The organism is Vibrio sp. 1288, from assembly GCF_033344475.1.
Genome location: NZ_JAWPOX010000786.1, coordinates 1 through 603 on the forward strand (window position 1 = coordinate 1; position 603 = coordinate 603).

General features: G+C 36.7%; 1 protein-coding gene. It reads right to left on the bottom strand.

The annotated features are described in order from the left end of the window. Nucleotides 1–145, bottom strand: a 145-nt coding sequence (locus R8O11_RS29365; RefSeq protein WP_140206575.1) for a DUF3291 domain-containing protein, incomplete at its 3' end; no start/stop codon positions are given. Between the last annotated feature and the right edge of the window lie 458 nt (nt 146–603).

A 603-nucleotide genomic window follows, 5' to 3' on the forward strand; every position in this document is an offset into this window, starting at 1 on the left:
CGGAGTCGTCTTTTAAACGCCAAACAAAGCCTTCACTCTCTTCAGCAATACCATTAACTAAGTCTAAATTGTCTACAAATTCTCTAATTTCAGGTGCATCCAGAGGATATTTGGCAAGCGCAATATTTAACTGTGCTAATTTCATTTCAGACCCTCCTTGGTCGGTAAGTTAGTGCTATAGCGGTAAGCGGTTTCTTATAATGCAATGTATTGCTTATGCCTTCAAAGATAAATTAGAAAGTTAGTGATTTTGACTGCCAATTACGTTGTAAAAATCGGTTTGGTACATTGGTCTTGTTGAGTTCAAGACGGTACCGATAACGAGAGATTTCTTAGAGACAAACCATCCCATTTGTGCGAGAGTATTTTTAGTCGATTTGACTATCTATTTGATTTTTAATTTATATTTCGAGTTACTATGAATTAATTGCGCAAGTATCACTCGGCGTGTTCAGTTCAAGACGAGCAATACTTAAAGGAGTCGCTATGTATTTTTGGGATGTACAAAGTCTGAAGAACGATGTTCGAGCCAACAAACTGTCGGAAAAAGATAAGTTCTTGTATATGTTTTTAAGCATAGCGTTTGTGACTATTGGTATTGAG